Annotated in this window: 15 protein-coding genes; 11 read left to right on the top strand and 4 right to left on the bottom strand. The window is 59.3% G+C overall.

Going from position 1 to position 21,258, the window contains the following annotated elements:
• Window positions 1–140 precede the first annotated feature (140 nt).
• Window positions 141–1,391: a ribonucleotide-diphosphate reductase subunit beta gene (locus POF45_RS08640; protein ID WP_045057829.1), complete on the bottom strand. Its 1,251-nt coding sequence runs from the start codon at window positions 1,389–1,391 to the stop codon at window positions 141–143.
• A gap of 727 nt (window positions 1,392–2,118) precedes the next feature.
• The gene (locus tag POF45_RS08635) at window positions 2,119–2,382 is read right to left on the bottom strand and encodes a DUF2790 domain-containing protein (RefSeq protein ID WP_259495894.1); all 264 of its coding nucleotides are present in this window, start codon (window positions 2,380–2,382) and stop codon (window positions 2,119–2,121) included.
• A gap of 413 nt (window positions 2,383–2,795) precedes the next feature.
• Here POF45_RS08635 and acs point away from each other — a divergent pair, with 413 nt between their 5' ends.
• Window positions 2,796–4,751, top strand: coding sequence for an acetate--CoA ligase (gene acs / locus POF45_RS08630; RefSeq protein ID WP_282315515.1), 1,956 nt, complete (start codon window positions 2,796–2,798; stop codon window positions 4,749–4,751).
• 379 nt (window positions 4,752–5,130) lie between these two features.
• Here acs and POF45_RS08625 read toward each other — a convergent pair whose 3' ends face one another.
• Window positions 5,131–5,385, bottom strand: coding sequence for a hypothetical protein (locus tag POF45_RS08625; protein ID WP_259495892.1), 255 nt, complete (start codon window positions 5,383–5,385; stop codon window positions 5,131–5,133).
• A gap of 58 nt (window positions 5,386–5,443) precedes the next feature.
• Between POF45_RS08625 and POF45_RS08620 the strand changes: the two genes are divergently transcribed.
• The 6 genes from POF45_RS08620 (at window position 5,444) to argR (ending at window position 10,693) form a co-directional block, all read left to right on the top strand.
• Window positions 5,444–6,217 (top strand): ABC transporter substrate-binding protein, encoded by a 774-nt coding sequence (locus POF45_RS08620; protein WP_259495890.1) that lies wholly within the window; start codon window positions 5,444–5,446, stop codon window positions 6,215–6,217.
• A gap of 91 nt (window positions 6,218–6,308) precedes the next feature.
• Window positions 6,309–6,998 carry an ABC transporter permease gene (locus POF45_RS08615; protein WP_259495888.1) on the top strand — a complete coding sequence of 230 codons (690 nt, stop codon included), beginning with the start codon at window positions 6,309–6,311 and terminating at the stop codon, window positions 6,996–6,998.
• Window positions 6,995–7,693: an ABC transporter permease gene (locus tag POF45_RS08610; protein WP_282315514.1), complete on the top strand. Its 699-nt coding sequence runs from the start codon at window positions 6,995–6,997 to the stop codon at window positions 7,691–7,693. The genes POF45_RS08615 and POF45_RS08610 overlap by 4 nt, the downstream gene beginning before the upstream one ends.
• A gap of 1 nt (window position 7,694) precedes the next feature.
• Window positions 7,695–8,807 (top strand): M14 family metallopeptidase, encoded by a 1,113-nt coding sequence (locus POF45_RS08605; protein WP_282315513.1) that lies wholly within the window; start codon window positions 7,695–7,697, stop codon window positions 8,805–8,807.
• 27 nt (window positions 8,808–8,834) lie between these two features.
• Entirely contained in the window at window positions 8,835–9,599 is a 765-nt protein-coding gene (locus POF45_RS08600) for an ABC transporter ATP-binding protein (RefSeq protein ID WP_259495883.1), read from the top strand.
• 113 nt (window positions 9,600–9,712) lie between these two features.
• Complete coding sequence (gene argR, locus POF45_RS08595; RefSeq protein WP_259495882.1) at window positions 9,713–10,693, top strand: transcriptional regulator ArgR; 981 nt, start codon at window positions 9,713–9,715, stop codon at window positions 10,691–10,693.
• Window positions 10,694–10,712: 19 nt separating this feature from the next.
• On the opposite strand, the gene POF45_RS08590 is transcribed toward argR, so the two are convergent.
• On the bottom strand, window positions 10,713–15,764 hold the full coding sequence (locus POF45_RS08590; RefSeq protein ID WP_282315512.1) for a dermonecrotic toxin domain-containing protein: 5,052 nt from the start codon (window positions 15,762–15,764) through the stop codon (window positions 10,713–10,715).
• A 307-nt stretch (window positions 15,765–16,071) separates the two neighbouring features.
• Between POF45_RS08590 and POF45_RS08585 the strand changes: the two genes are divergently transcribed.
• From POF45_RS08585 to astD, 4 genes are all read left to right on the top strand, one after another.
• Window positions 16,072–17,292, top strand: coding sequence for an aspartate aminotransferase family protein (locus POF45_RS08585; RefSeq protein ID WP_259495880.1), 1,221 nt, complete (start codon window positions 16,072–16,074; stop codon window positions 17,290–17,292).
• A 301-nt stretch (window positions 17,293–17,593) separates the two neighbouring features.
• The gene (gene aruF / locus POF45_RS08580) at window positions 17,594–18,613 is read left to right on the top strand and encodes an arginine/ornithine succinyltransferase subunit alpha (RefSeq protein WP_259495879.1); all 1,020 of its coding nucleotides are present in this window, start codon (window positions 17,594–17,596) and stop codon (window positions 18,611–18,613) included.
• Between the two features lie 82 nt (window positions 18,614–18,695).
• Complete coding sequence (gene astA / locus POF45_RS08575; RefSeq protein ID WP_259495877.1) at window positions 18,696–19,721, top strand: arginine N-succinyltransferase; 1,026 nt, start codon at window positions 18,696–18,698, stop codon at window positions 19,719–19,721.
• Window positions 19,718–21,187, top strand: a complete 1,470-nt coding sequence (gene astD, locus POF45_RS08570) for a succinylglutamate-semialdehyde dehydrogenase (RefSeq protein WP_259503247.1) — start codon at window positions 19,718–19,720, stop codon at window positions 21,185–21,187. The genes astA and astD overlap by 4 nt, the downstream gene beginning before the upstream one ends.
• Window positions 21,188–21,258: the final 71 nt, after the last annotated feature.

The raw sequence follows: 21,258 nt of genomic DNA, 5'->3' as shown, positions 1-21,258 counted from the left end.
ATGACTTACGGCCGGAGCTGTAAATGCAGTAAGAGCAGAAACATTTTTTGGACTCATAAAAAAGCCCCGAACCAGTCGGGGCTTTTTTTTCGATTTGTCGACTCAACTAGCTATCGCCAAATCGCGGCCAACGCTAGAAATCAATCCCAGCTCAACGCCCCACCCGTCTGATACTCAATAACCCGCGTCTCAAAGAAATTCTTCTCTTTCTTCAAGTCCATGATCTCGCTCATCCAAGGGAACGGGTTAGTCGTCCCTGGATACTCTTCCTTCAGACCAATCTGGCTCAGGCGACGGTTAGCGATGAACTTCAGGTAGTCCTCCATCATCGCCGCGTTCATGCCCAGTACGCCGCGAGGCATGGTGTCGCGGGCGTATTCGATTTCCAGTTGAGTGCCCTGCAGGATCATCTGCGAAGCCTCTTCCTTCATTTCAGCATCCCACAGGTGTGGGTTTTCGATTTTGATCTGGTTGATCACGTCGATGCCGAAGTTCAGGTGCATGGATTCGTCGCGCAGGATGTACTGGAACTGCTCGGCGACGCCGGTCATTTTGTTGCGACGGCCCATGGAGAGGATCTGGGTGAAGCCGCAGTAGAAGAAGATGCCTTCCAGGACGCAGTAGTAGGCGATCAGGTTGCGCAGCAGTTCTTTGTCGGTTTCGACGGTGCCGGTCTCGAACTTCGGATCGGAGATCGAACGGGTGTATTTCAGGCCCCAGGTGGCTTTTTTCGCGACCGACGGGATCTCGTGGTACATGTTGAAGATCTCGCCTTCATCCATGGCCAGCGATTCGATGCAGTACTGGTAGGCGTGGGTGTGGATCGCCTCTTCGAAGGCCTGGCGCAGGATGTACTGGCGGCACTCCGGGTTGGTGATCAGGCGGTACACGGCCAGGACCAGGTTGTTGGCAACCAGGGAGTCGGCGGTGGAGAAGAAGCCGAGGTTGCGCATCACGATGCGGCGCTCGTCGTCGGTCAGGCCTTCCGGATCTTTCCAGAGGGCGATGTCGGCGGTCATGTTGACTTCTTGCGGCATCCAGTGGTTTGCGCAGCCGTCCAGGTATTTCTGCCAGGCCCAGTCGTACTTGAATGGCACGAGTTGGTTGAGGTCGGCGCGGCAGTTGATCATGCGCTTTTCGTCAACGGCGACACGGGCGGAGGCGCCTTCGAGTTCAGCCAGACCTTCGGCGACGTCGAGGTTGTCCAGGGCGGCCTTGGCGCGGGCGATGGCGGCGGAGTCGGACGCGGTGACGGCGCGAGCTTCCTGGGCCGCAACACCGCCGGCGGTGTCGAGGCGGTCCATGTTGGCTTCAGTCGCGTGGCCGGCGTTGGCGCCTTTAACCACGGTTTCGCCGCTGTCTTCTTTGTCGAATTCGTCCCAGCTCAGCATGACGTGTCGTCTCCTGCGTGAGGGCCAGTGTGCCCGTGTGATGGTTGTTCACACGACCGCACTGGCCGCGTTGGATCTAAAGGAATCGTTTTTTGCAGCAGCTATACGCAGGCATCAAACAAGAATTTTGTACGGAGGTTGCCGTGCCGCTGAAGGGCGCAGAAACGTGAACAGCTTCGGCCTGTGGCTGGCGGCTGTTTGCAATCCCTGTAAGGGAATATTGCGACCCCGTTTAAGGCGGCATTATAGGGAGTTTTTAGCGGCTGTGTTGCGGCGAAATGGCTCATGCAGGCCTTCGCGCACCGTGCATTCCCATCGGAGCAAGGCACCACGGGGCTTTGGCCGATGCAGATTTTTTTTGGCTTTTTTTGACGTCGTACGAGCGGGGTTGATGGGGGTGTTTGGGGGTATTTGGCTGGAGGCCTTGATGGGCGTGGCTTGCAGCGGTTTTGTAGGCACAATTGTGTGCAGATCGAGATGGAAATTGTCAGGGCTATTTTTTGTTTAAAAAATAACCAAAAAACGCTGATTTCACTACATGTTGTGTTTTTAGAGGTCTTTCAGCGTCTTCAGGCACAACGCCGGTCTGTCACTCGAAGCGCAAAAAACTGTGGGAGCGGGCTTGCTCGCGAAGGGGTCGTCAAATCCAACATTGATGTTGGCTGAGACTCCGCTTCCGCGAGCAAGCCCGCTCCCACATGGATTTTCGCCAGCCTGAAAAAGTGAATCACCCATTGGAACAGCCGTTACCCATCACGCTGTACCGCAGAATATGACGCTGACCTTTGGAGTCGTTGTATTCCATCTTCATCGGAACAACTTCGCAGACATCCGGAACTTCGCTCATGGAGATGATTTCGGCGATGTCCAGGTGGGTGGAGTAAGTGTATTCCTCAACGGCCGGTTGTTGCTGTGCGACATCAGTCGGGACCTCGTCGGCCATGGCGGTTGCGCACAGACTGCTGAGGGCCAGAACTAATAAAGCTTTCATTTCAGATTTACCTTTTTAAGGTCGAGTGGGGTCACGCAATCTTTTTGGGATTGCGTGTGTAACTTAGGGTTGGTTACTTGGATTAACTGCCTTCGTGGGGGCTGCAACTGGGTTAATCACTTTGCCTTGTTGGCGAGGCTGATTTTAGGCGTGGGGTGCTGATTCATATACCCGTGGTTTTGATAAACACCTTTGGCATATTTGGTAACAATCGCCCGAAAAGAAGTTTTGGCCGCAAGTGAAGGCAATTTCACAATCCACCAACGCCCCTTGAATCAAGGAGTCTGAGGGCGTTGCCGGGGTATAGGCACGTTTTGTAGGGGCTTGTTACTACCATCGTCGAATGGTTCTATAGCCCCGGCCCGGCTACAACGGGGTCATACAAAAACAACTATTTCACCGAGGTAAGAAAGATGAGTGCGGCTTCCCTGTATCCCGTTCGTCCCGAGGTAGCAGCCACCACGCTGACTGACGAGGCGACCTACAAGGCCATGTACCAGCAGTCGGTCGTCAACCCGGACGGCTTCTGGCGCGAACAAGCCAAGCGCCTCGACTGGATCAAGCCTTTCACCACGGTGAAGCAGACCTCGTTCGACGATCACCATGTCGACATCAAGTGGTTCGCCGACGGCACCCTGAACGTTTCCTACAACTGCCTCGACCGTCATCTGGCCGAGCGCGGCGATCAAATCGCGATTATCTGGGAAGGGGATGACCCGTCCGAAAGCCGCAACATCACCTACCGTGAACTGCACGAAGAAGTCTGCAAGTTCGCCAACGCCCTGCGCGGCCAGGATGTGCATCGCGGCGACGTGGTGACTATCTATATGCCGATGATCCCCGAAGCCGTGGTCGCCATGCTGGCCTGTACCCGGATCGGCGCGATTCACTCGGTGGTGTTCGGCGGTTTCTCGCCGGAAGCGCTGGCCGGTCGCATCATCGACTGCAAATCGAAGGTGGTGATCACCGCTGATGAAGGCATTCGTGCCGGCAAGAAAATCCCGCTCAAGACCAACGTCGACGATGCGCTGACCAACCCGGAAACCAGCAGTATCCAGAAAGTCATCGTGTGCAAGCGCACCGGCGGCAACATCAAGTGGAACCAGCACCGCGACATCTGGTACGAAGACCTGATGAAAGTGGCGGGCAGCGTCTGCGCGCCGAAAGAGATGGGCGCCGAGGAAGCACTGTTCATCCTTTATACCTCCGGCTCCACCGGCAAGCCGAAGGGCGTGCAGCACACCACGGGCGGTTACCTGTTATATGCAGCCATGACCCACGAGCGGGTGTTCGACTACCGTCCGGGCGAAATCTACTGGTGCACCGCCGATGTCGGCTGGATCACCGGCCACACTTATATCGTCTACGGCCCGCTGGCCAATGGCGCGACCACCTTACTGTTCGAAGGCGTGCCGAACTATCCGGACATCACCCGGGTAGCGAAGATCGTCGACAAGCACCAGGTCAATATCCTCTACACCGCACCGACTGCAATTCGCGCAATGATGGCCTCGGGCACCGCTGCTGTTGAAGGGGCTGATGGCAGCAGTCTGCGTCTGCTGGGTTCAGTCGGTGAGCCGATTAACCCGGAAGCGTGGGATTGGTACTACAAGAACGTAGGGCAATCGCGCTGCCCGATCGTCGACACCTGGTGGCAGACCGAAACCGGTGCGACCCTGATGAGTCCGCTGCCGGGTGCTCACGCGCTCAAGCCGGGTTCGGCGGCACGTCCGTTCTTCGGCGTGGTGCCGGCGCTGGTGGACAACCTGGGCAACATCATCGAAGGCGTGGCCGAGGGCAACCTGGTGATTCTCGATTCGTGGCCGGGCCAGGCACGCACGCTGTATCGCGACCATGACCGCTTTGTCGACACCTACTTCAAGACGTTCCGTGGCATGTACTTCACCGGTGACGGCGCCCGTCGTGACGCCGATGGTTATTACTGGATCACCGGTCGTGTGGACGACGTGCTGAACGTCTCCGGTCACCGCATGGGCACTGCCGAGATCGAAAGCGCCATGGTCGCCCACCCGAAAGTCGCGGAAGCGGCGGTGGTGGGGGTGCCGCACGACATCAAGGGGCAGGGCATTTATGTCTACGTCACCTTGATCGCGGGGGAGGAACCGACCGAGCAGTTGCGTCTGGAATTGAAGAACTGGGTGCGTAAAGAGATTGGCCCGATTGCTTCTCCGGATGTGATTCAGTGGGCACCTGGGCTGCCGAAGACGCGTTCGGGCAAGATCATGCGCCGGATTTTGCGCAAGATCGCTACCGCTGAATACGATGGGTTGGGTGATATCTCCACCTTGGCGGACCCGGGTGTGGTGCAGCATTTGATTGAGACGCACAAGACCATGAATGTCGCGTAAGCGTTGGTTTTGAGGGGGTGAAGGCCCTGCCAGGTGGTGAGTCTGGTGGGGCTTTTTATTGCCTGATGTTTTTGTGCTGGCCTTTTCGCGAGCAGGCTCGCTCTCACGATAGATCTGCGTCTGGCACAAATCCCAAGCACACAGAAGGCCACCTGTGGGAGCGGGCTTGCCCGCGAAAGCGATCGGTCAGGCACTGCATAACAACGACCAATAAATATCGATATCCCTTGTCAGCCATTTCCTACTGTTACCCGCCGTCCTCCAAGTAACTAAATGTGTAACCGTCCGGCCCATTCCGGGGCATAGAGAAACGCAAAGCCCCGTTTCAGGGCCTTCCAGCACCCTGTAAAAAATTAGACATCACGCTACGCTTGCCGGATTAGAAGGGTTTGCCAATAATAGGCCCGCAATTTGCAACATTGATTGGTTCACAATCTTTTGCTCTTGCATGAATTTGCAAGGCTGTCAACGGCCCCAAGTGGCTTTCTCGGTGCATCTGTAATTTGTTGTCGCATTGAAGAAATATCGGCTTCGGGCCTGTCGTTAGAATGCCGATCACTCGCTCGTCGTCGCCGGGGTTGAAATTCAACGCGGCTTCACCAGGACGCAGCACTGCTTTTTCCGTTTCACCCATTCGCATATTGGGCTGTCGCTCACTCTGCCGTTTTGCCCTTTACCGATGGAGTCCCAAGATGAAGAAACTTGTGCTGCTTGGCGCCCTGGCACTGTCCGTGCTGTCCCTGCCATCCTTCGCTGATGAAAAGCCACTGAAGATCGGTATCGAAGCGGCTTACCCTCCGTTCGCTTCCAAAGCACCGGACGGCAGCATCGTCGGTTTCGACTACGACATCGGCAACGCCCTGTGCGAGCAGATGCAGGTCAAGTGCGTGTGGGTCGAGCAAGAGTTCGACGGTCTGATCCCGGCGCTTAAAGTGCGCAAGATCGACGCCATTCTGTCTTCGATGTCGATCACCGAAGACCGCAAGAAGTCCGTGGACTTCACCAACAAGTACTACAACACCCCGGCGCGTCTGGTCATGAAGGCTGGCACTCAAGTCAGCGACGGCCTGACCGAGCTCAAGGGCAAGAACATCGGCGTGCAACGTGGTTCGATCCACGAGCGTTTCGCCCGCGAAGTCCTGGCCCCGCTGGGTGCCGAGATCAAGCCTTACGGTTCGCAGAACGAAATCTACCTCGACGTGGCCGCTGGCCGCCTCGATGGCACCGTGGCTGACGCTACCTTGCTGGACGATGGGTTCCTGAAAACCGACGCCGGCAAAGGCTTCGCGTTCGTCGGTCCGGCCTTCACCGACGTCAAGTACTTCGGTGACGGTGTGGGTATCGCGGTTCGCAAGGGCGACGCGCTCAAAGACAAGATCAACACCGCGATCGCTGCCATTCGCGAGAACGGCAAGTACAAACAAATCCAGGACAAATACTTCGCCTTCGATATCTACGGCAAGTAACACGTCCGCGCGACAAGTCAGAAATGGCGCAAGCAACAGGATCTCTGCGGTTTGCGCCATTTTTTCATCCCAACTTTCGAGGACCTGAATCATGTTGAAAGGCTACGGGGCTGTCATCCTCGATGGCGCATGGTTGACGCTTCAGCTCGCCTTGTCGTCCATGGCCCTGGCCATCGTTCTGGGTCTGATCGGCGTTTCGCTGCGTCTTTCGCCGGTGCGCTGGCTGGCCTGGTTGGGCGACCTGTATTCCACGGTGATCCGCGGGATTCCCGACCTGGTGCTGATCCTGCTGATTTTCTACGGCGGCCAGGACTTGCTCAACCGCGTCGCACCGCTGCTCGGCTTCAACGACTACATCGACCTGAACCCGCTGGCGGCCGGTATCGGCACCCTGGGTTTCATCTTCGGTGCATACCTGTCGGAAACGTTCCGTGGCGCCTTCATGGCGATCCCCAAGGGGCAGGCGGAAGCCGGCATGGCCTATGGCATGAGCAGTTTCCAGGTGTTCTTCCGGGTGCTGGTGCCGCAGATGATTCGCCTGGCGATTCCGGGTTTTACCAACAACTGGCTGGTACTGACCAAGGCCACCGCGCTGATTTCGGTCGTCGGCCTGCAAGACATGATGTTCAAGGCCAAGCAGGCGGCTGATGCCACCCGCGAGCCTTTCACCTTCTTCCTCGCAGTGGCGGCGATGTACCTGGTCATCACCAGCGTTTCGTTGCTGATCCTGCGTCAACTTGAGAAGCGCTACTCGGTAGGCGTAAGGGCGGCTGATCTATGATCTTCGACTACAACGTCATTTGGGAGGCCTTGCCGCTGTACTTCGCTGGCTTGCTGACGACCCTCAAACTGCTGGGAATATCGCTGTTCTTCGGTCTGCTGTGTGCCCTGCCGCTGGGCTTGATGCGCGTCTCGAAAAACGCGGTCGTGAACATGACCGCCTGGCTCTACACCTATGTGATCCGCGGCACGCCGATGCTGGTGCAGTTGTTCCTGATCTACTACGGTCTGGCGCAATTCGAAGCGGTACGTGAAAGCTTCTTGTGGCCGTTTCTGTCCAGCGCCACCTTCTGTGCGTGCCTGGCGTTTGCGATCAACACCAGCGCCTATACCGCTGAAATCATCGCCGGCAGCCTGCGGGCCACGCCGAACGGCGAGATCGAAGCGGCCAAGGCCATGGGCATGTCGCGTTACAAGATGTACAAGCGCATCCTGCTGCCGTCGGCCCTGCGCCGGGCGCTGCCGCAGTACAGCAACGAAGTGATCATGATGTTGCAGACCACCAGTCTGGCCTCCATCGTGACCCTGATCGACATCACGGGTGCCGCGCGCACGGTGAACGCTCAGTACTACTTGCCGTTCGAAGCGTACATCACTGCAGGCGTCTTCTACCTGTGCCTGACGTTCATTCTGGTGCGCCTGTTCAAGCTGGCCGAGCGCCGCTGGCTGGGCTATCTGGCCCCGCGGAAGCACTGATATGGAACGCATCGATCATGTATTGCCGTGGAGCCACCTGGGCAGCGAACGCCATATCTCGGTATTCCGCTTCGGCAACGGCGAGCGCAAGGCCTACATCCAGGCCAGTCTGCACGCCGATGAACTGCCGGGCATGCGCACGGCTTGGGAGCTGAAAAAGCGCCTGACCGAACTCGAAGTCCAGGGCTTGCTCAACGGTGTGATTGAGCTGGTGCCGGTGGCCAACCCGTTGGGTCTGGGTCAACTGCTTCAAGGCAACCACCAAGGGCGTTTCGAGGCGGGCAGCGGCAAGAATTTCAACCGCGATTTCGTCGAGTTGAGCGCGCCCGTCGCCGCCGAGCTGCAAGGGCGCCTGGGTGATGATGCCCACGCCAATATCCGAATGATCCGTGAGGCCATGAGCGATGCGCTGGGCGCATTGCCGCCCGCCGCCAGTCAGTTGCAGGGCATGCAGCGCATCTTGCTCAGCCACGCCTGCACCGCCGACGTGGTGCTGGATTTGCATTGCGACGCCGAGGCGGCGCTGCACATGTACGCCTTGCCGCAACACTGGCCACAGTGGCGTTCGCTGGCCGCGCATTTGAATGTGCGGGTCGGTTTGCTGGCGGAAGACTCGGGCGGCAGTTCGTTTGACGAAGCCTGTTCGCTGCCGTGGTTGCGTCTTTCGCGGTTGTTCCCCGACGCGCAGATTCCGCTGGCGTGTCTGGCGACCACTATTGAGTTGGGTGGTCAGGCCGACACCGGTCGTCCTGAAGCCCAGGCCTATGCCGACGGCATTCTGGCGTTCCTCGCCGAGCAGGGTTTGATTCGCGGTGAATGGCCGCAGCCTGCGCAAGAGGCGTGCGAAGGCATGCCGTTCGAAGGCACTGAATTACTGTTTGCGCCGCATCCGGGTGTGGTGAGTTTCCTGCGCAAACCCGGTGAGTGGGTAGAGGCGGGCGACGAGATTTTTGAAGTGATCGATCCCTTGTCCGATCGCGTCAGCACCGTGTGTGCTGGTACGTCCGGGGTGCTGTTTGCCGTTGAACGGCTACGTTATGCCCAACCCGGTTTCTGGCTGGCCAAGGTGGCGGGGCGCGAAGCGCTGCGTCACGGGCGCTTGCTCAACGACTGACTGACTGTTTTTGTGAGAACCGACCGCATGTACAAACTTGAAGTCCAAGACCTGCATAAACGCTATGGCAGTCACGAAGTGCTCAAGGGCGTGTCCCTGAAAGCGGCGGCGGGTGATGTGATCAGCATCATCGGCTCCAGTGGCTCCGGCAAAAGTACTTTCCTGCGTTGCATCAACCTGCTTGAGCAGCCGCACGCGGGCAGGATTCTGCTCAACAACGAAGAGCTGAAACTGGTTGCCAACAAGGAAGGCGCGCTGAAGGCTGCCGACCCGAAACAGCTGCAACGCATGCGTTCGCGTCTGTCGATGGTGTTCCAGCATTTCAATCTGTGGTCGCACATGACCGCGATGGAAAACATCATGGAAGCGCCGGTCCACGTGCTTGGCATGTCCAAGGCCGAAGCCCGGGAGAAGGCTGAGCATTACCTGGCCAAAGTCGGCGTGTCTCATCGCAAGGACGCCTACCCTGGCCATATGTCCGGCGGCGAGCAGCAGCGCGTGGCAATTGCCCGTGCGCTGGCGATGGAGCCTGAAGTGATGCTGTTCGACGAACCGACTTCGGCGCTCGACCCGGAGCTGGTCGGCGACGTATTGAAAGTCATGCAGGCCCTGGCCCAGGAAGGCCGAACCATGGTGGTGGTGACTCACGAAATGGGCTTTGCCCGCGAAGTGTCGAACCAACTGGTGTTCCTGCATAAAGGTGTCGTCGAAGAAAGCGGCAACCCGCGTGAAGTGCTGGTCAATCCACAGTCCGAACGCTTGCAGCAATTCCTCTCAGGCAGCCTCAAGTAATCGCTCCCGTTACGCACCAAATTAGGTCATGCTGCGCACCGTGCGCCAGATGGTCTAATTTGGTTGCAGCCGCTTTCGGCCTTTAACACTGTTTTAGTTTCGGATCGCCCGCCATGACTGCCCATCGAATTGGTTTCCTGATTTGGCCCAGCACTAAAGCTCTGACGCTTGCGCTGGCTGAGGAGGCCTTGCGTGTCGCTCAGCGCGTGCATCCGGACGTGGTCTACGAACTGTCGTTCCTGCAGGCCGAACCGCCGACCGAAGGCGCCTGGCAATTGCCGGGTGAGCCGTGGGCCGGCAAGCTGGAAAACTTCCAGAAACTGTTTCTGCTCGCCGATGAGCCACCGACCGCACTTGCGCCGGCACTCAGCAGCGCGCTGAAGCAATTGGTTCGCGCCGGTTGTGTGATTGGTGGTCTGTCGGCCGGTGTTTATCCGTTGGCGCAACTGGGTTTGCTCGACGGTTATCGCGCGGCTGTGCACTGGCGCTGGCAGGACGATTTCGCCGAGCGTTTCCCGAAAGTCATTGCCACCAGTCATCTGTTCGACTGGGATCGTGATCGCCTGACCGCTTGCGGTGGCATGTCGGTACTCGACTTGCTGCTGGCGGTGCTGGCCCGTGACCATGGCGCCGAACTGGCGGGTGCGGTGTCGGAAGAACTGGTGGTGGAGCGCATTCGCGAGGGCGGCGAGCGCCAGCGCATTCCTCTGCAAAACCGTCTCGGTTCCAGCCATCCGAAGCTCACGCAAGCCGTGTTGCTGATGGAAGCCAACATCGAAGAACCGCTGACCACTGACGAAATCGCCCAGCATGTGTGCGTGTCCCGTCGCCAGCTGGAGCGGATCTTCAAGCAATACCTCAATCGTGTGCCGAGCCAGTATTACCTGGAGTTGCGCCTGAACAAGGCCCGGCAGATGTTGATGCAAACCAGCAAGTCGATCATCCAGATCGGCCTGTCGTGTGGCTTCTCTTCGGGGCCGCATTTCTCCAGCGCCTACCGCAACTTCTTCGGCGCCACGCCGCGGGAAGATCGCAACCAGCGGCGCAGCAGCAGCCCGTTCGAATTGTCCTCGGTGCCTTCAGAGCGCGGCTGAAATCACGGTTTGCATGGCTTCATGACTCGACCTCTGAATCATCCGAGTCTGTCACCTCCCTTTCTGCGGTTTCGCTGATGGAGTCGATGTTGAAGTCGCTGCCGGTTTTCTTGAAGTAAGCCAGCAGCAATTTCAGGCTTTGCCCGGACAACGGATTGCCGCGCAGGTTGATGCTTTCGGCGGTCTCCCTCGGTAACTCGAGAATGTCAGCGAGCACTTCGACGATGGCGTTATTGCTCAGGTTGGCGATGTCGAGGAATTGCAGATTCAGCAAACCATTGGGCAGTTCGGTAATGCCGGTGCTGTCGAGTATCAGCGTTGCCATGTCGGGCATTTGACTGATGTCGGGCGTAATGCCCAGCGGGTTGTGGCTCAGGTCCAGAAAATCCAGCCGCTCCATGCCAGCCAGCTCACTGGCGGTCCCTGCGGTCAGGGTGATACGGCACTCGGGCAGTACCAATGCTCTCAACTCACCCATGTCGAATACCGACGACGGGATGTTGCCCAAATTATAATCACGGATGGTCAGGCCCTTGAGTTTTGGGAAGCACCTCAGAAATCCGTCCGATGCGCTGGTCATGCCGTTGTAACTGTATAAATACAGGTGCGAGACATGGTTGAAGTTGGCGCTTAGTGTGGGCAAATCTCCGGCGACGACCAGTGACAGGTTGAGCTCAAAACTGGGCTCCAGTGTTTCATTGAAGTCATCCAGTTCGGTCTCCCGGCGCCAGCCTTTTTCGACAGTGCGTTTGAATTCGTCACGAGTGCTCTGATCCACCGCCAACTGCGCTGGGGTGATTGGCTGGCCGCTGACCGGGTGGACAGCAGGCGTATTTCCAGTCCAGGCCGCGAGTTGGCTGGTCAGGGTGGCGTACTCGGCCTCCAGGCGTGTCAATTCGGCGCGGCCGTCTTCCAGGGTGCCGGGCAGCTTGTAGATGAAGTCGCTGGCCGTTTCAAGATCAAGGGTGGGGTACAGCGCACTCGCTCGCTCCCGGTCCACTTGTTCCGCGTAGACGCCCAGGTCCGTGCCGGTTTGCTGATAAAAGGCTTTGATTCGTTCTCGGGTGCCGGTGGACAGCGGGTTCTCACCCAGCTCGAAAGCAAATGCCTTGTGTGTGGGTAGTTCGAATAATTCCGTGGGCAGTTCTGTTATCAGGTTCTCGGTGAAAACGGCTGTTTCCAGCAGGGGGCGGCTGAGCAATCCGGGAGGCAGGCTGGTCGTGCCGGTTTCGCTCAGGTCGATGTAGATCAGGTCGTTCATTGCCTGGACGTCGATGACTCGCCCGAGAGGATTTCTGTGCAGGTCGATGCTGCGCAAGCGGCTGAGTGAGGACAGGGTGGCTTGGGATTGCGCCGTCAGAACGATGCCGCATTCGGGCAGGATCAGCTGTGTCAGATTCGCCAGTGCGGGCTCGAGGTCTGGCAGTCTGCCCAAGGAGAGTCTGCGCAGTTCAAGACGCTTCAGGCCAGTAAAACCACGCAGGAATTCATGGATGCCTCGTGTTGCGTCACTACCCTCCAGAGAAAGGTGCACCACATGGCTGAAGTCCGCCTGAATACGGGGCAGCTCACCAATGATCGGGCGCGTGAACCGCAGCATATAAGCACGATTACCGACATCCTCCGGTCCGTCATTGAGCGCGGTCTGTCGACGCCAGCAGCGCTGCAGCTCGAACATCAACTGTCGACGGTTGTCCCGGGCGGTTCGGTACTCGGCGACGCTGAGCAACAGGCCAGTCGTCGGGTGGTGGGTGGGGGGCGCCGCGGCCCACAGCTCCAGCTGGTTGGACAGGGCGGTATACTCGCTATGCAGGTTGCTGAGGACGATGCGCGCGCCCAGTGGATTGTGCTGCAGTTGCAGAACAAACGTGTCGATCTCTGCTTCGGTGAAGGAGGGGTAGGTGAGCCGCACCCAGTCGCTTAATGAAGTCGATCCGGGATGGGACATCATATAGCCGTCACCACCGCCTGGCAGGCGCATGACCTTGGGGTCGTAATGCGGTTTGAGCACTGGGTGCTCTGCCAGGACTTGCTGCAATTGAGCGTGGCTCAAGGCGTGTTCAACCAGGCGCTGCCTGAGTTGTGAGCCCTGCCCGATATTCAGCTTGAGGTTGGTGCGCTCGCTGTCGGGCAGGGCTTGCAGCAGGCACGTGTAGAAATCGTTCGCGCCAGACAGTGGCTGGCCGATCTCATCGTAAGCCTGATAGTCGCCGTTCTCCAGTAGCACCATGACCTTGCGTTCAGGCGCATCCAGTCGACCCAGATTGTCGATGTTTTCCCCGTTGAAGGCATAGCGGTTGACGTCGATACGCACGTCCCCCGACCAGCCAGGCAGACGTGCCATTGAATGCAGAGCCAGCCGTTCGCCGTCAGGGGTGGCCGGCGATTTCAATTCCAGGCTTTCCCTGGCACGTACGGCCCGTACCTGCTGTTGTGCCCAGTTCGCCAGTTGCTTGAGCCGGGGGGCTACCGTGCCCTGTTCCAGCAGTTGCAGCTCGATGCCGGTTGCGCTGTTGAGCAATTCTTTGGCCGTACTGTCGGGCAGTCCGGGCGTGTCCTCGATGAGCCGCTCGGTCAGCGGGTCAGGCTCGCGCTCCAGCGCTCGGTAGCGGCTGTCGAACAGCGTGCTTTGCTCGGTCAGCGCCACCCGGGCAATCTCGTTTCGCAGGATACGGGCATAGCTATCCGGTGACTGGGGCGGGGTGCCGAACGGCTCTTTGAGCAGGGCTTTGGTTTCTGCGCGGGTCAATCCCCCAAGCGCCGACTTCAAAACATCGCCATCGTCGATCCGTACCTCAACAAACGTGGCGTTCAACACTTGCTCAGGTGCGTATTGCCACAACACTTCGTTGTGGCTGCCCCGCAAGCGCAGGCCTTTGGTTTCAGGCCACGGAAGGTGGGTGGTCAGTAATTGCAGCTGGGTTTGCGGGTCCGCCGTCAGATAGGTCTCGGTGTGGTGGCTACCAATGCGTTCAATAAAGGTCTGGATGTCCTTGTCGATTTTAAACCTGGCGAGGGTGTCGGCCAGCAAGGGCGGTGGTGACTCATGGTCGACGTGCATGCGCCGCAGGCTGTTTTCGTCGTGACCGCTTATCCTCAGCACTTGTTCGAGCTCGGCGTCGGACAGCGAGTCGGCGGCGTGACCGATTCGGCGCAGCAGGGTTGTACGGCCCCATTTCAGCGGGTGTTCGAGTTCGGTGTGCCAGGCGCCACTGCCGTTGTGTTGCAGGCGCGGTTTGTAGGCGCCGGGCCGGGTTGGATGGTCTATTTGAAAACGACCTGTTGCGGTGTCGAGGGTAACGGCGTAACGGGCGTCTGCCAGTGGCAGGATTTTTTTACCTTCAAGGGCGTGCAGGCCCAACTTGTCGGGGCGGCTGCCGGCCAGGGCGATGTTTTGTTCATAGGGCTTGAGGTTGCGGTCCCAGTAACGGGTTCTGCCGTCGGTACTTTTCACCGGCAGAAAACGGTCAATGAACGCCACCCATTCTTTGGGCAGGACGTTACGAAACTCACCGGCCACAATGCTGCCGCCTGCGGCGAATGCTCCCAACTGAACCAGTGCTTCGACGACGCCCAGCGTATGTTCTATGGCCTGCCGGGTGATGCCTTGCGACCAGTCGATGATCGCTTCGAAGACCTCGTCCAGCAGCTGATAGACCATGTAGGCCATCATCATTTCGCCCAGGACCGGGATAAACGGCAGCACCACAAACGCGGCCACCTGCAGGAGCGTCTGGACGATGTTGCTGAATGAGTCCCACAGCGCCCAACGCGCCTTGCGGTTGGCGCTGGCGGTGGATACGGCGATGGTGCGCGCATCGTTGAGAATCTTGTCGAGCTTGCTCTGGTGAAGGTGTTCCCACAGGTCGCCGGCGATGGGGATGGCGACCAGTTGCAGATTTGCACGCGATACGGCGGACTCGCGCCATGAGGGGCGCGGGTCGCCCGGTTCGTGCGGGTGCCAGGTGATCTGCGTCAGGCGACTGTTCAGGTTGCCAAAGAAATGACCGCGATCTTCGTGATCGACGAAGCGGCTGAAAAAATGCTGGTAATCGCTGGAGCGCAACTTTGTACTGAGGTCGGCCATGAAGTCGCCGGTGGACGCGTATTCCTTGATCGGCTGCTGCGGATCGTCGGGAATATAAGCCACCACGCGTTCGGTGCCGCGATGGTGTTCCAGGTCTGGCGCAAACAGCACGATGCCGGTCAGCTTCGCGGACATGATGCTCAAGTCATGGCAGAGCAAGGTTTTGCCGTTGAGCAACCTGCCCCGGATGCCGTCAACGATGCCCAGAATCGAGTGGCAGGCGTCTGCCGTGAGCGCAGTTTTTTGCAGCAAGGCCAGTTCCAGTGCCAGGCGCAGGGCACCTTGATGGCTTTGCTTGATATCCGGGCGCAGCACGGCATCGACCACGGGGTTACGGATGCCAAGATTATCTTCAAGCCAGGTCTGGTATTGCTTGCCGATGTCCAGTTCGCGGCACAGTCGGGTGAAAGCTGCGATCGAAAGCTTGTCCTTGATGTGGCTCAGTAGGTCGAATTGACCGCTGGCAGAGGGTGGGGTGATGTACGCGGAACCGGCCTCGTAAGCGTCGCCTGTGGTTTCGGCGGCTTCGAAGTTGTGCAGCGCCGCGTCCAGCAGCGACACGGTCCAGGTTCTGGCAGCTCCGGATTTGACCGGGAACCAGGGAATTGTCGCCGGAATGTACAGGCGCAAAAATGTGTTTTTGACGTCGAGGTCCAGCCCGTGACGCTGCCTGATCGCTTCGCGCAGCAGTGGCTCGGCAAAGGTGTGGGCATCCGTCAGGATTGCCAGGCGTTCGTCCACGCGGGTTTGTGCCGTCCAATAGGCGGCGTTAAGGCGCTTCAATACGGCGTGCTGCTGGCTGGACGCATTACGGAATTCGTCGCGCAACAGCGGTGCGGCGTTGCGTAACGCCTTGCGTCTGTTGGCGGGGGCCTTGACCAGCCAATGCGGCAGTGCAGTCAGCAGATGTTCGTAATGAGTGTCAGCAGGAAGAGGCCAGAGGGCCTCGGGTGTCAGGGTTAGCGACTCGTTGGAGAGATTCACGGATTCGTCCTTGAAGATGCCGGGACTCAAGCAAACCCGTTTCGGCAATGAGAGGTGCGGTACATAGTTACCGCACACCCGCCAACGGCTTGAAATCTAATGTTGTACGCGCTGCCGCTAACCGTGCGCATCGGTTTAAACTGCGCCTTTGCGACGGTATATGTCGCATTGCCGTAAACCCGGCTGAAACCGGGGTTTGCGCTATAAGAAGTTGTCGCTTGGCGGCAAGGCCGGGCTGAAAACTGTCCTTACAATCCCCCTCATCGCTCGCCAGTTTCAGGTGGGCGTTCCTCTTCAGGAGACTCCGATGTCCGTTGAGCACGCTGCGGTACAACGCGCCGATTTCGACCAGGTAATGGTTCCCAACTACGCGCCTGCCGCTTTCATTCCGGTGCGTGGCGCCGGTTCCCGCGTTTGGGACCAGGCCGGTCGCGAGCTGATCGACTTCGCTGGCGGGATTGCCGTCAACGTATTGGGCCATGCGCACCCGGCGCTGGTCGGTGCGTTGACCGAGCAGGCGAACAAGCTGTGGCACGTGTCCAACGTGTTCACCAATGAGCCGGCCCTGCGCCTGGCCCATAAGCTGATCGATGCCACCTTTGCCGAGCGTGTGTTCTTCTGCAACTCCGGCGCCGAAGCCAACGAGGCCGCTTTCAAGCTGGCCCGTCGCGTCGCTTTCGATCGTTTCGGTACTGAAAAGTACGAAATCATCGCCGCGCTGAACAGCTTCCACGGTCGCACCCTGTTCACCGTGAACGTCGGTGGCCAATCGAAGTACTCGGACGGTTTCGGTCCTAAAATCACCGGCATCACTCACGTGCCTTTCAACGATCTGGCAGCGCTGAAAGCGGCCATTTCCGACAAGACCTGCGCCGTGGTGCTGGAGCCGATCCAGGGCGAGGGCGGCGTATTGCCGGCCGAGCTGGCTTACCTGCAAGGCGCCCGCGAGCTGTGCACCGAACACAACGCGCTGTTGGTGTTTGACGAAGTGCAGACCGGCATGGGCCGCACCGGCAATCTGTTCGCCTATCAGCATTTCGGCGTAACCCCGGACATCCTGACCAGCGCCAAGAGCCTGGGCGGCGGTTTCCCGATTGCCGCCATGCTGACCACTGAAGCACTGGCCAAGCACCTGGTCGTCGGTACCCACGGCACCACCTACGGCGGTAACCCGCTGGCGTGCGCGGTGGCTGAAGCGGTGATCGATGTGATCAACACCCCTGAAGTGCTGGCCGGCGTCAACGCCAAGCACGACAAATTCAAGACCCGCCTGGAGCAGATCGGCGAGAAGTACGGCCTGTTCACTCAGGTGCGTGGTCTGGGCCTGTTGATCGGTTGCGTACTGAGCGATGCCTGGAAAGGCAAGGCCAAAGACATCTTCAACGCCGCCGAGCGTGAAGGCCTGATGATCCTGCAAGCCGGCCCGGACGTGATTCGTTTCGCCCCGAGCCTGGTGGTTGAAGACGCGGACATCGATGCAGGTCTGGATCGTTTCGAGCGTGCGGCTGCAAAACTGACGCAAGCCTGATAGACCCTTCGACGCCCGAGTGTTCGGGCGCCGAACCCGATTTTTATGCCGGGCCGGATTTAATGTGGGAGTGGACTTGTTGTGGCGAGGGGGCTTGCCCCCGTTCGGTTGCGAAGCAATCGTAAATCGGTCACCTCTTTCTGACTGAAAGATCGTGGTAACTGGTTTTAGGGGGGCTTCGCACCCCAACGGGGGCAAGCCCCCTCGCCACACAGGCTCGCTCCCACCGTTGAGTATGAGTGCTTTCAATAGCTGCCCGTTTTTTTTTCCTCTAAGAATATTTCAAGAAAGGAGTGACACCATGCTGGTGATGCGCCCCGCGCAAATGGCTGATCTGGGCGAGGTACAGCGCCTGGCTGCGGACAGCCCGATTGGTGTCACTTCCTTGCCGGATGACGTTGAACGCCTGAGCGACAAGATTGCCGCAAGCGAAGCCTCGTTTGCCGCCGAAGTCAGCTTCAACGGTGAAGAAAGCTATTTCTTCGTCCTTGAAGATACCGCCACCGGCAAGCTCGCCGGCTGCTCGGCCATCGTCGCTTCGGCTGGTTATTCCGAGCCGTTCTACAGTTTTCGTAACGAAACGTTCGTACACGCTTCCCGCGAGCTGAAGATCCACAACAAGATCCACGTGCTCTCGCAGTGCCACGACCTGACTGGCAACAGCTTGCTGACCAGTTTCTACGTGTTGCCGGAGCTGGTGGGTTCGGCGTGGTCGGAACTCAACTCCCGTGGTCGCCTGTTGTTCGTGGCCAGCCACCCGGAGCGCTTTGCCGATTCGGTCGTGACCGAGATTGTCGGTTACAGCGATGAAAATGGTGACTCGCCGTTCTGGGACGCCATCGGCCGCAACTTCTTCGACCTCAACTACGCCGCTGCCGAGCGTCTGTGTGGCCTGAAAAGCCGTACGTTCCTCGCCGAGTTGATGCCGCATTATCCGATCTACGTACCGCTGCTGCCGGACTCCGCTCAAGAAGCGATGGGCCAGGTGCACCCGCGTGCGCAGATTACCTTCGACATCCTGATGCGCGAAGGCTTCGAGACGGATCACTACATCGACATCTTCGACGGCGGCCCGACTCTGCATGCCCGCGTCTCGGGGATTCGTTCGATTGCCCAGAGCCGAGTAGTGCCGGTGAAGATCGGCGAGCCGGTCAAGGGCGTCGGGCGCCAGTACCTGGTGGCCAATGCGCAGTTGCAGGATTACCGCGCGGTGTTGCTGGAGCTTGATTACGCGCCGGGCAAACCCGTGACTCTGGATCTGGAAGCCGCCGAGGCGCTAGGCGTCGGTGAAGGTGCCAGCGTGCGTCTGGTGGCGGTTTAACGCCTGTTGCGATGTCTGCAAAGAATTGCTGGAAAGCAGCGAGTTTCGCGGGTGGCGCAAGCGACCCGTTTGAGGAGATAGCATGATCGTTCGTCCCGTACGCAGCAGCGATTTACCCGCTCTGATCGACCTGGCCCGCAGCACCGGCACTGGCCTGACCACCTTGCCGGCCAATGAAGAGCGTCTGGCCCATCGGGTCGGCTGGGCCGAGAAGACTTTTCGTGGCGAAGCCGGGCGGGGCGATGCGGACTACCTGTTCGTGCTCGAAGACGACAATGGCCGGGTGGTCGGTATTTCCGCTATCGCCGGTGCCGTCGGCATGCGTGAGCCCTGGTACAACTTTCGCGTGGGCCTGACCGTCAGCGCTTCGCAAGAGCTGAACATCTATCGCGAAATTCCGACGCTGTTCCTGGCCAACGACCTGACCGGCAACTCCGAGCTGTGCTCGCTGTTCCTGCACGCCGATTACCGCAATGGCCTCAACGGCCGCATGCTGGCCAAGGCGCGGATGCTGTTCATCGCCGAGTTTCCGCAGCTGTTCGGCAACAAGATCATTGCCGAAATGCGCGGCGTCTCCGACGAAGCCGGGCGCTCGCCGTTCTGGGAAAGTCTGGGCCGGCACTTCTTCAAGATGGAATTCAGTCAGGCGGATTACCTGACCGGTGTCGGCAACAAAGCGTTCATCGCTGAACTGATGCCGAAATTCCCGTTGTACACCTGCTTTCTTTCCGAAGATGCGCGCAGCGTGATCGGCCAGGTGCATCCGGACACTGAGCCGGCGCTGGCCATGCTCAAGAGCGAAGGCTTCAGCTATCAGGGCTACGTCGATATTTTCGACGCCGGTCCTGCGGTGGAGTGCGAAACCGGCAAGATCCGCGCGGTGCGTGACAGCGAGGCGCTGGTGCTGGCCATCGGCACGCCGGGTGACGACGCCACGCCATTCCTGATTCACAACCGCAAGCGCGAAGACTGCCGCATCACTGCTGCGCCAGCACGCTTCGCCGCCGGTACGCTGGTGGTCGATCCGCTGACCGCCAAACGTCTTCAACTCAACGCCGGCGATCAAGTGCGCGCCGTTCCGTTGTCCGCTGCCCGGGAGTCGAAATAATGAATTCGCTATACATTGCAGGTGAGTGGCTGGCCGGTCAGGGCGAAGCGTTTCAATCGCTGAACCCGGTGACCCAACAGGTGCTGTGGACCGGCGAAGGTGCTACCACCGCCCAGGTTGAATCGGCCGTGCAAGCCGCGCGTCAGGCATTTCCCGGTTGGGCCCGGCGCACGCTGGAAGAGCGTATCGGCGTACTCGAAGCCTTTGCCGCTGCGTTGAAAAGTCACGCTGACGAACTGGCGCGGTGCATCGGTGAAGAAACCGGCAAGCCGCTGTGGGAAGCGTCGACTGAAGTCACCAGCATGGTTAACAAGATCGCGATTTCGGTGCAGAGCTACCGTGAGCGTACCGGCGAGAAGAGCGGCCCGCTGGGCGACGCCACCGCCGTGTTGCGCCACAAACCCCACGGTGTGGTCGCGGTATTCGGTCCTTACAATTTCCCTGGCCACTTGCCGAACGGTCATATCGTGCCGGCGCTGCTGGCCGGCAACAGCGTGCTGTTCAAGCCAAGCGAGCTGACGCCGAAAGTCGCCGAGCTGACGGTCAAGTGCTGGATCGAAGCCGGCCTGCCTGCTGGTGTGCTGAACCTGCTGCAAGGCGCTCGCGAAACCGGTATCGCCCTGGCGGCGAATCCGGGCATCGACGGCCTGTTCTTCACCGGCTCAAGCCGCACCGGCAATCACCTGCATCAGCAGTTTGCCGGTCGCCCGGACAAGATCCTCGCGCTGGAAATGGGCGGTAACAACCCGCTGGTGGTCGATGAGGTCGCTGATCTCGATGCAGCCGTTTACACCATCATTCAGTCGGCGTTCATTTCTGCCGGTCAGCGTTGCACCTGTGCGCGCCGGTTGCTGGTGCCGCAGGGCGCCTGGGGTGACAAGCTGCTGGAGCGTCTGGTGGCGGTCAGCTCGACGATTGAAGTCGGGGCATTCGATCAGACGCCTGCGCCATTCATGGGCTCGGTGATTTCCCTGGGCGCTGCCAAAGCGTTGATGGAAGCGCAAGAACACCTGCTGGCCAATGGCGCGGTGACCCTGCTGGAAATGACCCAGCCACAGGCTCAGGCTGCATTGCTGACCCCAGGCATTCTGGATGTCACGGCGGTGGCTGACCGCCCTGACGAAGAGCTGTTTGGCCCGCTGCTGCAAGTGATTCGCTACACCGATTTTGCGGCAGCGATCACCGAGGCGAATGCCACGGCCTATGGTCTGGCGGCCGGTTTGCTGTCGGATTCCGAAGCGCGTTATCAGCAGTTCTGGCTGGAAAGCCGTGCCGGTATCGTCAACTGGAACAAGCAACTGACCGGTGCTGCGAGCAGCGCACCGTTCGGCGGTGTCGGCGCTTCGGGCAACCATCGCGCCAGCGCCTACTATGCAGCCGACTATTGCGCGTACCCGGTGGCCTCGCTGGAAACGCCGAGCCTGACCTTGCCGGCCGCACTGACCCCTGGCGTGCGCATGTCGTAAGACCGCCTTCGCGAGCAGGCTCGCTCCCATAAAGATTTGGTGTGCACCGATCCAATGTGGGAGCGAGTCTG

This window comes from Pseudomonas fungipugnans, assembly GCF_029955235.1.
GTDB classification, from domain to species: Bacteria; Pseudomonadota; Gammaproteobacteria; order Pseudomonadales; family Pseudomonadaceae; genus Aquipseudomonas; species Aquipseudomonas fungipugnans.
This window is presented reverse-complemented; position numbering and strand designations above follow the sequence as displayed.